The organism is Microbulbifer flavimaris, from assembly GCF_001641755.2.
Classification (GTDB): Bacteria; Pseudomonadota; Gammaproteobacteria; order Pseudomonadales; family Cellvibrionaceae; genus Microbulbifer; species Microbulbifer flavimaris.
The window spans coordinates 817,047-829,508 of record NZ_LRFG02000002.1 but is presented as its reverse complement, the minus strand read 5'-3'; the positions used below and the strand labels follow the sequence as shown (position 1 = coordinate 829,508).

Genomic DNA, 12,462 nt, shown 5'->3' with positions numbered 1-12,462 from the left:
AATGGATGATTCCAGAAACGTCTTCGGCGATCCGTTGCTGCCCTGCAGCATGGACCCGGTAACCGGCTTTTTTCGCGATGGCTGCTGTAACACGGGGCCTGAGGATTACGGATCGCACACGGTATGCGTTGAGGTGAGCGAGGAGTTTTTGCTGTTTTCCCGCGATCGCGGTAATGACCTCATCACGCCAATGCCGGAATACGGCTTCTCCGGGCTGCGCCCCGGGGACCAGTGGTGTCTGTGCGCCTCTCGCTGGCTGGAAGCCCAGAAGTACGATATGGCACCGCGAGTCTACCTGCAGCGCACCCATGTGAAGGCGCTGGAGATCATACCGCTGGAGTTGCTGCGCCAGTATGCCGTTGACCTCAACTGAGGTCGTCGAGGCCAACGGCGCATCAATCCCACCTTATGAAGGCAGGAAGTCGATGGAGTAATTCAGCGTGGTCCGCTCGACGTTGGCCGAACCGAAATTGATCAGGCGGATGCGGGCGAGCAGCTTGCGCTCCAGGGCCGGGCTGCCCAGCTCGCTGGACACCAGCTCCACCGCCGAGACACTGCCGTTCGGCTCGATGACCAGCTTCACGGTTACTTTCCCCTGCAGGGTGGGATCGCGTCGTAGGGCGCGATTGTAGATCGCATAGATCGCGCCCTTGTTCGCTTCCATCACGCTGCGGATGGTCGACTCCGCCCTGGCCGAACGCTCCCGTCGCACCTCTCTGCCGGCTGAGCGCGCTGCAGTCTCCGCGGCCGCGCTCTCAACCACCGTGGTCTCGCGGGCCGCCAGGGCACCGCCGCCGGTATCCCGGCTCAGTGCGCTGGTATTCACGCCGCCACTGCGGGTCTTGGCGCGATCGGCGATCACCGCGCGGTCCACTTTGGCCGCGCGGGTTTCACCGCTGGCCAGTTGGGTGCTGCTCACCTCGGCCACATCAACCGTTTCCCGCATGGCCATCAGCTGATCCTGCATCTGTAGCAGACCGCTGTTGCGGGCCTGCTCCCGCGCCAGTTCTACCCGGGCCGCCGGTGGCTCGGCAGGTTTGGGCTTTGCCGGCTCCGGCTTGGGTTGTGGCTTTTTCTCCGGTTTTGGCTCCGCCTTGGGCTCGGCCTTTTTGGTCGGTTTCTTTGGCACCGGCTTGGGTTCAGGCTCCGGTATGGCTTTCTTTTCCAGCAGGACCCGCGCCAGTTGCGGGGGCACCCGCTCCGCCTGTTCACGGCTGAGCTCGGGTACCGGCACCAGGCTGATCACCAGCGCGACGGCTACCAGCCCGATCAGGCCGCCACGCAGCAGCCGGTTGAAGCGGCGGTCCTCCTCCTCGGAGGCAGACCAGGGCAGCGCCGTGTCGAGCATCGACCAGGCGAGGGGTCGCTGTTGTACTGCAGTTGTCATCTCAGCTGCCGACCCCCGGCGGGTCTTGTGGTGTCGTCTGGTTGACGGCAAACGACATATCGCGGAAGTCAGCGGCGGCACAGGTCTGCATGATCTGTTTCAGCAGCTGATAGGGCACCTGCTCATCCCCCATGATGGTGATAGGACGGCCGGCTTCCTGTTCCCGTTCGCTCGGTTCACCGGCTCGCTGTGCCCGGTGCTGTAACTCCTGCAGCAGCGGGGCGATCTGCTCGGCGTCCCGGTCGATCTCATCGAGCCGTGCAATCAGCCGATCGCCCACAAATAACTGTTCACCGTTCACCCGCACGACAGTGGTGACTTCCGGCTTCTGCTGGGAGGTGGAGTCCGGCAGCTTGATGGTCTTGTCGGTCTGCAGGACTTCCACATCAGAGGAGTTCACCAGCAGGAAAAACACCAGGATGGTGAAGATATCCATCAGTGAAACCAGGTTGAGCCGAGACTGCTGCTGTTTCTGCTTCTCTTTCCGTGCCTGCAGTTTGGCACCCACATTCAGGTTCATTTATTGCCCTCCCGCAGTGCTGAGTGGTGCGGGGGCGTCGCCCAGGGAGATTTGCGGAAACAGCTCGGCGTCGACCACGGATGCGGCGACTACCGCGCGGTAACTGCGGGCGGTGTCCATGGCTTTTACCAGCGTCCGGTAGGGAGTGTTCACCTCGGAGAGGATCACCAGGTCGCGCTTCTCGATATCTTCCTGTGCCAGCTGCCGTTTTACTTCCTGCAGTACCGTCGACAGGGTGTCGAAGTCCGGTGCATCGTCCACATTGGGAATACGCTTGACGCGAATGCCCGCCGGGTAGTTGATGTCGATATGGCTCTCCCGCAACACCACTTCCAGTTGCCGGTTCTCCTCTGCGGCCGCTGTACTGTCGCTCAGCGCAGGCAGATTCAGCTTGAGTACCGAGATGTGCGAGAACACCATATTGAGCAGCAGCACCGGTACGAGGATGATCATCAGGCTCATAAATGAGGTGATGTCCAGCTCCGTATCCGCCGGGCCGCGCCGTCGAATATTCAATTTGAGCATGTGCCCGCTCCGTCAGCTTTTGGCCGCGCGCTGCTCGGCGATCTGGGCCCTGCCCATGGACAGCAAGTTGAGAAACTTCACGCCGGCCATCTGCAGGCTATCGACAATTTCGTTGGTCTTGTTCTGCAGCATGGAATAGGCCAGCAGCAGGGGAATGGCGGACATCAGGCCGAAGGCAGTGGTGTTCATCGCCACGGAAATACTGGACGAAAGCATCGACGCCTTTTCAGATGGATCTGCATTGGCCACGGCGGTGAAGGCGGCGATCAGGCCCATGATGGTGCCGAGCAGCCCCAGCAGCGTGGCGATGTTGGCCAGGGTCGCCAGGTAGCTGGTGCGCTTTTCTAGACGCGGCACCGCTTCGAGGATGCCTTCTTCAATCGCCAGGGCGATATTCTCGTCTTTCCTGGCATGCTGCAGCGTGCCGACACCGGCAGCGGCAATGCGCCCCATGGCTGCTTTATTGCCCTGTGCCAGTTGCAGCACGCCTCCATAGTTGCGTTTTTGCAGCAGTGGCAGCACCTGCTGGTAAGCCTTGCGGTTGGAGCGCTTGGCCATGGAGAGGAACACCCAGCGCTCGATCACCATCACCAGGCCGATCACCAGCACCAGTGCGATGGGATACATGAAAGGACCACCGTTTTGAAAGAAGCGCAGTAGCGCCTGAGTGAGTTCCATTTTTTTTACTCCGCTAAAAACTAACTGATCAGGGTTCTGGTTGCCCCCGGTTTGTTCACCGGGTGCAGGTAATTTGGTTGGTAGCGTCCAACTCGTGAGCGTTGGCATCAGGCCGGAAGGCCTTTCCGGACACGCCGTAAATACCTCCCTGTAGGCTTGTCTGCGAGGCCCCTCGCGCAGACAGTCCGGAAAGGCCTTCCGGCCCGATACCATCAGGGTCTCTGCCGCTTTAGCATTTGCTATCGCCAAGTCGTCGAGCTCATTGCTCTTCAGCTTTCTTTAACTCTTTGCCCTTGAGCTCGATTTCCCGTTGAAACTCACTGTACTCCCGGTGTTCAAAAACATCATCGAGCACCCGCGGCAGATTACTGTCGATCCGTTGCAGGCTGTCAGCCGATTTCCACGGCACGATATACAGCACTTTGGGCTGCTCCTGGTTGCCGATCACTGTTGATTCCAGCTCCACCACATCTTCGGCGACCGCTTTCCCGGCTAACAGGACGCTCGATGTCGCCAGGAAAAAGAATGCGTGCACCGCCCTTCTATTGCGTGTCAAAAATTTCATTGCAGGCGTCGCTCCAGATCCACAATCCAACCGGTCAGCTGCCGGTCGGGTTCTTCTTCCAGTGCCTGGGCCTTGCGATAGTGCACCAGCGCCTCCTCCGGCTGGTGCAGGTACAGATCCAGCAGGATACCCAGATTGCGATGGGCATCGCCGTAGTCCGGCCAGCGGTCAAGCGCCTCCCGGTAGTGCGCCTGCGCTTCGGCAAACTTGCCATCTTCCCGCAGCAGTGCGGCTAACTGGTTCCGGGCAAAAACGTTATTGTCATTGGCGGCGATGGCGCTGCGGAAACTCGCCTCAGCGGCGACACTGTCATCCAGTTGTGCTTGCAGGATGCCCAGGTTGAGCCACGGGCCGGACAGCTCCGGCCATTGCTCTGTAATCGAACGCAGCATGCTGGCGGCTGCCGTCTGGTCACCAGATTCATGCAAGACCCGGGCCTTTTCCATCTTTTCCCGCGCCGCTTGCGGTGCTTTCTCTTCCTGCTGCAGATAGGGATTCGGGATGGAGGCTGCACCACTGGCCGCTCCTGCACTTTGTCCGGTCTTCTCATCGACAGACGCGCAGGCCGATAGTAGTGCGAGCGTCGCAACCAGCAAAAGCCGGGCAAATCTCAATCTTGGCATTCGGCTATTTCGATCAGTGCAATGCATCACTCCACCCGATCAGTTTTTCGTCTTTCTGGTACCGGGCCGGCAGCAGTTTGCCCAGGGAATCAAAGCTGCGCTTGATCCAGTCGTCGTAGATACCATCAGTAGTACGCTGGATATTTGCTTCATGCAGCTCGATTGCCTTTTCCTCGAAGGGAAAGGCCTGCTCCTCCAGTAGGATTTCATATTGTTCCAGTGCCAGTGCATCCAGACCCGGGGGGCGCTGGGACTCCATCAGGTCACGGCTCAGCTGGCGATAAACTTCCGCCAGGCGGAAGCTGGCCTGGGTGGTGAATTCGGCAATGTTGAATTGCAGCACCTTGCGGTATTCGGCCACGGTTTTTTCCATCGCTGCCCGCTTGCGACCCAGGCTTTGATCCAGCGGCAGGCCGAGAGTGATACGGGCAAAGTCCTGATAGTGTTGCTCCGCCAGTTCACTCTGGGCGGAAGCGGCCAGGTAACGTCCGCGCTCGGTCTTGACCGGGTTCCCGGCCAGGGTGCGCAACCAGCGATTCCGTTGCGGATCTTTTTCTCCGAGGAGTTGCAGCAACTGGTATTGCGCTTCCAGTCGCTGTTCCGCTGGCTGCGGCCAGCGTTCACTGTACTGGCGGTAAGTGGCGATCGCCTGCTGTTGATCACCGGCCTGCTGGAAGCTCTCTGCGGCCATGAACAGTGACTGCCGGCGCACCTCGCTATCCGCATCCTGCTGTGCAAGCCGCAGAAACTCACCGGCGGCAGCGCCCGGCATCTGCAGGGCCTGGAAAATCACCACCGCCTTGGCGGCCAGGGTGGGTGTGAGCGCGTGCGTCGGAAATTGCTGCCTGAAATCTGCCAGTTCCGCACTGGCACGGGTCCAGGCCTGCATCTCGATCAGCAGATTGATGGCGTCATACTGGGCCGTGGCGGCGATCTCGGTGCGGCCGCCCTGGCGCACCCGCAGCAGGTGCCCGATCGCCGCCTCCTGATCGCCGGCCGCCAGGGCTAGCTGGGCCTGTTGATAGATGGCCGCCTGCAGGCGCTCGCGGGCCACGGCATAGAGGCGATCCTCTGGCTGACTGAGTGACAGCACTTTGCCATAAGCGCGCTCGGCCTCGGCATAGGCTTTCAGTGCGAAGTGGCTATGGCCGAGTACCAAATTGAGGTTCTGTTGCTGCGCCCGGTTGGGCGGAGGTTGCCAACCGGCCGCTTTTTCCGCAGCGGCAATAGCCTCTGGCCACTGGTTGCGCCCCAATAATTTCTCCGCGGCGGCCAGCTGCACTGGCAACGCATATTGGTGTGCAGGCCAGCTCTCGGCGAAGTGCAGACTGGTTGCGATGTCCCTATGCTGCCAGGTGGATTCAGCCCCCTGGTTTGCGCGGGAGGGGGTGCGGCGGGACATTTCCGCAGCAGCCAGTACCGCGGCATAGCCCGCTTCGGCTGCCCGTTGTTTGTCCTGGTATTGCCACGCCACCCGGCTGTAGGCCTCCCAGGCTCCGCCCTGATCATCCAGCTGGGTCAGGCACTCCGCCAGCAGGAAGACCATTTCAGGTGTGCTGGCATCATCCGGGAAAGTCTCTTCATACTGGCGATACAGGGTCGCCGCTGCCGTGTATGCACCCTGCGCCTCTTCGCGCAGTTGCCGCTGCTGTGCCGCTGACTTGCCCGCTTCCCCCGTCAGGGCCTGGGCACGGGCGTGATCGAATTTTGCCAGTTCCACCAGCCAGGGTTTGAGCCATTCCCGCAGCCGCGTACGCTGGCTCTCATCGGCGTCCTGCCAGTAGGCGCTGCGAATACCGTAGCGCTGAACAAACTCGCGTTTGGCGGGTTGAATTTCTTCCGTCAGGGCAGCGTTTTGCAGGGTTTCGATGGCTCGCAGGTGCAATGCCGGAGCCTCGGGGCTGTGCGGATAATGCTCGACATACGCCAGGAAGGTATCGGCGCTCTCCCGGAAGCGCTCTTTATCCGTGTACCAGTCCCCCAGAGCGCGATAGAGCAGGTGTTGATAGTCTCGCCCGGCACTTTGCGGACTGGCGGTTTCGATGGCATCGGCGCCGCCCTGGTAACTGAAGGTCAGGGACAGTCCCCTCAGGCTGTCCTCCGCCAGTCGTCGCTGGCCGCTGGGCAATTCCAGTAGCGGGCCCTGCGCGCTCAACTGATCCAGCAGGTCGAGAAAGGTCCCGGCGGCGCGGGGGTATTCGCTGGATTTGAGCTGGGACCAGCCGAGCATATAGCGGGCATTGTCGGAAAAGGGGCTGTCACCGCGTGCGAGCAGCCGTTCGAAGTCTTCAGCCGCTGCCCGATAATCGCGGCGATTGAATGCCGCCTCACCGCGGCGGAACAGCACTTCCGCCATAAACGGTGATCCGGGCGCGACGCTGGCAATGTGATCGAGCGCCTGCAGCGCGGAATTTGGGTCGCCGTCGATCGCCCGCGCCCTGGCGAGGCGGTAGAGCACATAGTCATCTTCCGGCATCGCCGCGGCCAGCGCCTCGTAGCGCTTTACGGCGCTGCGGTAAGACACCGCGCTGGCGGGATCATCGGCCTGCAGTTGTTCGAGTCGCTCCATTTCCAGGTCCGCCAGGCGCAACTCGATTTGCCGGCGCTGATGGGGATCCGTCGAGGTGACCAGTGCGCGCTCGTAGCTTCGCTGCAGGGTGGCGACATCCACCGGTGCAGGCTGGGCAACCGTCTCCGCTGGTAGAGTTGCCGGTGGCAGGTCTGCCAGGGTCTTCACTGTCTGGTTGCTGCAGGCGGCACTGCCGAGGCAGATGGCCAGGGCCAGCAGCCGCGGGCGGAGGCGCAGGCCAGGGGCATTCTGGGCTGACCCTTGCTCTCGGCGAGCACCGGGTGGCAGACAGCAGTGATCAACCATCGCTCGCCTCCGGTGTGGCAGTGGGGGCGGTGCCCTGCAGGGCCTCGTCCTGCAGTCGCGCAATGGCCAGGCGGCTGTGTGCCAGGTACTGGACTGTTTGCTGTCGCTGCCGCGAGAGCTCGGCGAGAACATCGCGCCGGATGGACGCTTCTATCTGACCCGCCGCTTGCAGCAACCTGGACTGCTGTCGGGCCAACTGCGGAGCGGCGGTATCGACCCGACCGCGCAGCTCGCTGAGCTGTGGGGCGAGGCTGGCGGTTCTGGCGGTGCTGTCGGCATTCTTGTCGGCGCGTTGCAGCTCCGTTTCCAATGCCGTCAGCGCCTGCTGCTGCTGCCACAGGTTGTGGTGATATTGCTGACTGGCCTGCCACAGGAGGAGGCCGCGGGCGCGCTCGACAGTCTGGCGTTGGTATTCGCGCACTTTGCCGCTGTTTTCGAGGGCGGTAAGTCTCTGTTGCGCGTCCTCCAAAATTTCCAGCAGTTCCGCCGTTTCGCTTTCCGTTTGCGCAAGCAGGGTGAGACCGTCGCGCTTTCGCTTTACTTCTGCCAGGCCATCGGCCAGCGCGCGGTAACGCGCGCGGGCAATATCCAGTTGCTGGTCGTACTGGGCGCTGTTGAAGCTGGAGACGATATCCCGCCGCCGCTCGCCACGGGCACTGATCAGCTGTGCGAATTGTGGCAGTTTCGACTGCCATGCAGTGATGACACCGGATAACTGTCGCAGGTCCCGCAGTTCCGACAGTCGCAACTGGAACCTGTCGCTTTCAAGGATTCGCTGCAGTGGCTGCTGGTGATCGCGTAAAAACTCGGGAGTTTCCACGACCTGGAGCCAACCGTAACGCTGCCGGTCCGCACCGGCCTGCACATGGAATTGCTGTGTAGAAACCTGGGCCTCCAGTGCCTTCAGGTCGGCAAGGATTTTTTCCAGGCGCGCCTCTGCCCGCTGGTAGCCTGCCAGCGCCGCTGTGGGCTGGTTGAGTTGCTCGTAGGCATGGGACAGTGCTACCAGCGCTTCCCGCGCCTCGGCGGTGTGGGGGTGATGCTGCTGCAGGAACAGAAAGGCATCGGCGGCAGCGTCGGGCTGGCCGGCCTGGCTTGCGGCCCAGCCGAGGCCAAGCAGCGCCCTGGGCGCCCAGGGGGTCTCTAATCGCACCTGGCGAAATTCCGCCAGTGCCGGTTCGAATTGTTGTTGCAGTGCGAAACTGTAGCCGGCGCCAATATTGGCCCTGTCCCGAAGGATGGCGAGCTCTCGGTCATCCTCGGCGCCGTCTTCCGCGAGGGCGGCGGCGCGATGGTAGTAGGGGATCGCCGCTGAAAAATGTTCTGCACGTGCATGTGCCGCCGCCAGGTTGAGAAAACCGAGTACCCGTTCCGCCAGCGGATAGTCGTCTTCTTTATCGAGCAATTCCGCTGCCCGGTCCAGCGCGTTTTCCCGCAGGGCCAGATTCACTGCCAGCGGTGTCTGCCTGGCGATGCCCGACTTTTGCAGTTGGTCTGCACTGAGAGCCCAGTCGCTACGGCGGTAACTGAGCTCGGCCAATCGGCGCCAGGCGAGCGCCCGCTGTGCGGCGAGCTTGTCCGGATTGTTGGCACTGAGCTCCAGCTGCCGCTGGAACAGTTCCGCGGCCCGGTCGCCGAGCCCGAAACCCAGGCTGATGCCGCCCTCGATCAGGGCAGCATTGTCGCTGTGGGTCTGGATGCTGCCCCGCCTCTCCGCCACCATCAAGGTGGAGAGCGCGTCAAAGTAATTCCCCTGGAAATAGTCATACAGGGCAACGCCATAGGGCATGTCCTGGGCCTGCTGGAATTTCTCAGCGGCCTGTGCCGGGGCACCCGCGGAGAAACCGATGGCGGTGGCGAGCGCTAGCCCCGACAGGGTGTGTCGAAATGACATGATGCGTGCCCCGGGGCTCAGGGAGCGGGCCATGGAACCAGCTCGAATTCCGGCTGCTGCTTGCCGACGGAATCGGCAATGCGCAGCTCCAGCACCAGGGGTTCGTCGGTTTTTTCCAGTTCGAGACTGGCGGCCCGCTTGTACTCGCGTCCCTGTGGGCCTATGCCAGTGAAGAAAGCGGAAAACTCATAATTGCCGGCTTTCAGGTTGCCTTTGTACAGAGGCTGGATACCGCCGCGGATGAGGGCATCCCGCTGGTGCTCGGTATAGAGGTGGCTGGCGGTGAGTTGTTCGTCGATCAGCAGTTTTACCGCATCCAGCTGGAAGTAATTGCCCACATCCATGGAGACATAGATGGCCACCTGGCTCTGGGCCGGGTAGAGCAGGTCCTCTTCCAGGATCAGCAGGTCACGGTTGAGTTTCAGCACCTGGGTCTTCAGTGTTTCCAGCTCCCCGGCGGAAAACTCCGACTGGGCTTGTGCAGTGGCAGACATGGCGGCGACGAGAGAAACAAGCAGGATCTGGATACAACGGCACATGGGGCAGTGGTCTCGCGGTAATTTTCTGCGGCTTGGCGGCCTGTAGTTATCGGTGAATTATCTCAGGGGATCATGTTTCCGGTGTGACGGCGTTGGCAAATTACTGTGACAATGGCCTCGCCCTGTCTATTTGCTGCCAGAACCCGTTCCCCGGTCGGGTCGCGCTTCTCCCGGCTGGCCCAGTCCGCTGCTGAAAAACAGTTTGCGATTGCTGTCGATGACCACGGCTTCAAAACCAGGCAGGCGCTCGATCAGGGCCAGGCCCTTGCGCTTGCCCAGTACAAAAACGCTGGTGGAAAGGGGGTCGGTATCGAAGCCGTGCGGGCCGATCACACTGACGCTGATCAGTTTGTCGCTGTCAGCGGCGCCGGTCTCTGTTGGATGGCCAGTGCTGGGGTCGAAAATATGGTGCACCCGCGCCTGGTCGTCGCTGATAAAAAATCGCTCGTAGTCCCCGGAAGTGGAGATGGCGGTATCGTTCAGCGGGATGACCGCGGCATTGCGGGAGCGATCCCGCGGGTGGCGAATCCCTACCAGCCAGGGTTTGCCGCGACGATCCCCGAGCATGCGCGCATCGCCGCCGGCACTGACGCTGGCATTGGTGATGCCGGCACGCGCCAGAATGGCAATGGCCCGGTCGACGGCATAACCCTTGGCGATGCCCCCCAGGTCTATCTGCGTCTCCGGATACGCAAAGCGCAGGGTTCCAGCTTCAGGGTCGAATTGCAGATTGCGATAGTTGAGTGCTTCCAGCAATGCCTCGGTGGCTGCCTGACCTGCTTGCTTGCCGCCACGGAAGTCGTAGAGGCGACCGAGAGTGGCGTAGGAAATATCGAAGGCGCCATCGGTCTGATGGCTATACCAGAGGGATTTATCAATCAGCGCGGCGAGCTCTTCACTGAGCTGCACCGGCTGTTTGCCCGCCAGCCGGTTGACCCGGGAGAGTTCACTGTCCGGCTTGTAGGGTGACAGGGCTTTATCCAGGCGGCGAAATTCCGCCACCACCTGATCAATCAGTTTCTCCGCCCGTGCCGCATCCTCGTGCCACAACTGCACGCTGACCTCGGTACCCATGATCGGTTGTTTTTCGTAGTGCCACTCGGCTTGGGCACCGGTCGCAGCCACCATGCATAAAACAACGGACAGTGCCGCAGCGATGCGGCGCTTTAAACAGAACACAAACATCAGACAATCGGCGCAAAGGCGGTCATGGAATCCATCAGGGTGCTGTTGCCCAGACCGTGGTTGGGGAACAGGCTGGCGAAGTTCCCCTGCTCCCCGTGCAGCGCCAAGTAGTTGAGCACCACCGTCTCCACCAGCAGGTTGACGTTGTTGGCGGCGGGGCTGGATGCGGTTTCCACATCCCCGGACGGACGCATATAGCCCAGCTGCTGGTGCAGGGCCTGCTCGGTGGCGTTTCCGCCCAGCAGTTGCGGGCGACCGGCGGGGTTGTAGACCAGGAAGAAAGAAGCGGCGGTCTGCTGGTTGTCCCCGGTCCAGACACCCTTGCCGCGGCCCTCGATGGAGTCATCGATCATGCCGTTACTGAATACCGAGCCATCGCTGAACACATAGATCATGACCGGCCGGTTGATACGGGCCGCATATTCCAGGCAGGCACCGATACAGCGGCCCGCACGCAGGTCGCGGATCTCGCCGGTGGCACGGTCGCCGGTGTGATAGTCGTAGCCGCCCATGGTCACGGTGCCGGCACCGGCATAACCGTTGATCACCAGCTTCATGACCGAAGCGGTTTTCTGGAATTCCCGGTCGTTGCTCAATTCGGCGCTGGTAAAAATACCCGCAGGGCCGACGATATCCGGATCCAGTTCCGGGTTGAGTGCACTGGGATCGCCGAAGCGGTCGGCGAGGTCTGCGCTTTTCATGTAGCCGCACTTCACCAGGTCCTTGATTACCGCATCGGCATTGACCCGCGTATTCACCCGTCCCAGTTTGGCATCGGACAGCCGGTACATGGATTCCATCACCGCCACCGTATCCTGCTGGCTGAGCAGGCCGACCAGATCGCCCACATCCACCAGCCCGGTGACATCGGTCGAGCGGTCCACTTTGGTGGGGCGCACCTCCGGATTGATCATGCCCATGGGTGCCATGGAGTTGCCGCCGGATTCGCTGGTGCTGGATCCAATCAGGGCCAGCAGCGAGCCGTCGGCGCCCGCGCGGTTGATCCCGTACATGGGGTTGTGGGGATTGTTGCCGGTATCGTTTTCGGAACGTGCGGGAATCACGGCGCCGTTGGTGGCCGACGCGGTGCCGGCAGAGATCTTGTCGAGAATACCGCGCAGCATGCCGCTGTCACTGTGGAAGGCGAGGCCGAGGTCCTCGTTGATAAAGCTGTTGCCGGCGGCGTCGACAAGCGATGGCACCATATCGCCGGGCAGGCCCTGCTTGCCGTAGCCTGCGGTGCTTAAGAAGTCGAGCTGTCCGCCGCGCTGGCCGACCAGTACATTGGAACCGGCGATATTGGCCCCGCCGGCCAGGTCAAAACAGATAAACGGGATCTTGCCGGCGCCGGTGGCGCTGACGCCGCACATCTCACGGAGCGCTTCCAGGTCCGAGGACAGCGCGGCATGTGCCTGGTTGGGATTGGCAAACAGGCTGAACACCGATCCGCCCAGTACCGTGCCAAGGCCAGCGCGGAACCCCTGGGCAAGAAAATCCCGCCGGGATACCGGACGGTGGTGGTCCGGGTGTTTGAGCGGCTGGTCCAGGTCGAAATGTTTTTTCTTGCTCATAGTTTCTGTCCGGATAATTTCTCAACTCGAGATGCCGGTAAAGTTGTTCGGGCGGGCCAGCGGCTGTCGGGCTCTTGGCAAATATTTACCGATCAGGTTT

The 12,462-nt window shown here is 61.6% G+C and carries 12 protein-coding genes; 1 reads left to right on the top strand and 11 read right to left on the bottom strand.

Features of this window, described 5'->3' with window-relative positions:
- The first annotated feature begins 1 nt into the window (after position 1).
- Entirely contained in the window at positions 2 to 373 is a 372-nt protein-coding gene (locus AWR36_RS08400) for a DUF2237 family protein (protein WP_067083640.1), read from the top strand.
- 33 nt (positions 374 to 406) lie between these two features.
- Here the strand turns inward: AWR36_RS08400 and AWR36_RS08395 are convergent, their stop codons facing one another.
- From AWR36_RS08395 to AWR36_RS08345, 11 genes are all read right to left on the bottom strand, one after another.
- The gene (locus tag AWR36_RS08395; RefSeq protein ID WP_067083638.1) at positions 407 to 1,387 is read right to left on the bottom strand and encodes an AgmX/PglI C-terminal domain-containing protein; all 981 of its coding nucleotides are present in this window, start codon (positions 1,385 to 1,387) and stop codon (positions 407 to 409) included.
- 1 nt (position 1,388) lies between these two features.
- Positions 1,389 to 1,907 carry an ExbD/TolR family protein gene (locus AWR36_RS08390; RefSeq protein WP_067083636.1) on the bottom strand — a complete coding sequence of 173 codons (519 nt, stop codon included), beginning with the start codon at positions 1,905 to 1,907 and terminating at the stop codon, positions 1,389 to 1,391.
- Positions 1,908 to 2,423, bottom strand: coding sequence for an ExbD/TolR family protein (locus AWR36_RS08385; protein WP_067084045.1), 516 nt, complete (start codon positions 2,421 to 2,423; stop codon positions 1,908 to 1,910).
- A gap of 21 nt (positions 2,424 to 2,444) precedes the next feature.
- Positions 2,445 to 3,110, bottom strand: coding sequence for a MotA/TolQ/ExbB proton channel family protein (locus AWR36_RS08380; protein WP_067083634.1), 666 nt, complete (start codon positions 3,108 to 3,110; stop codon positions 2,445 to 2,447).
- Between the two features lie 259 nt (positions 3,111 to 3,369).
- The gene (locus tag AWR36_RS08375; protein ID WP_067104568.1) at positions 3,370 to 3,675 is read right to left on the bottom strand and encodes a hypothetical protein; all 306 of its coding nucleotides are present in this window, start codon (positions 3,673 to 3,675) and stop codon (positions 3,370 to 3,372) included.
- Positions 3,672 to 4,298: a tetratricopeptide repeat protein gene (locus AWR36_RS08370; protein WP_176491115.1), complete on the bottom strand. Its 627-nt coding sequence runs from the start codon at positions 4,296 to 4,298 to the stop codon at positions 3,672 to 3,674. Before AWR36_RS08370 ends, AWR36_RS08375 begins: the two co-directional genes overlap by 4 nt.
- 13 nt (positions 4,299 to 4,311) lie before the next feature.
- Positions 4,312 to 7,173 (bottom strand): tetratricopeptide repeat protein, encoded by a 2,862-nt coding sequence (locus AWR36_RS08365; protein ID WP_082679485.1) that lies wholly within the window; start codon positions 7,171 to 7,173, stop codon positions 4,312 to 4,314.
- Positions 7,166 to 9,067 (bottom strand): hypothetical protein, encoded by a 1,902-nt coding sequence (locus tag AWR36_RS08360; RefSeq protein WP_141398499.1) that lies wholly within the window; start codon positions 9,065 to 9,067, stop codon positions 7,166 to 7,168. The genes AWR36_RS08365 and AWR36_RS08360 overlap by 8 nt, the downstream gene beginning before the upstream one ends.
- A gap of 17 nt (positions 9,068 to 9,084) precedes the next feature.
- Complete coding sequence (locus AWR36_RS08355; RefSeq protein ID WP_067083625.1) at positions 9,085 to 9,606, bottom strand: AraC family transcriptional regulator; 522 nt, start codon at positions 9,604 to 9,606, stop codon at positions 9,085 to 9,087.
- A 126-nt stretch (positions 9,607 to 9,732) separates the two neighbouring features.
- A complete protein-coding gene (locus AWR36_RS08350; protein WP_067083623.1) occupies positions 9,733 to 10,791 on the bottom strand; it encodes an FAD:protein FMN transferase in 1,059 nt (352 codons plus the stop codon).
- Complete coding sequence (locus AWR36_RS08345) at positions 10,791 to 12,362, bottom strand: general secretion pathway protein GspF (protein ID WP_067083621.1); 1,572 nt, start codon at positions 12,360 to 12,362, stop codon at positions 10,791 to 10,793. The genes AWR36_RS08350 and AWR36_RS08345 overlap by 1 nt, the downstream gene beginning before the upstream one ends.
- Positions 12,363 to 12,462: the final 100 nt, after the last annotated feature.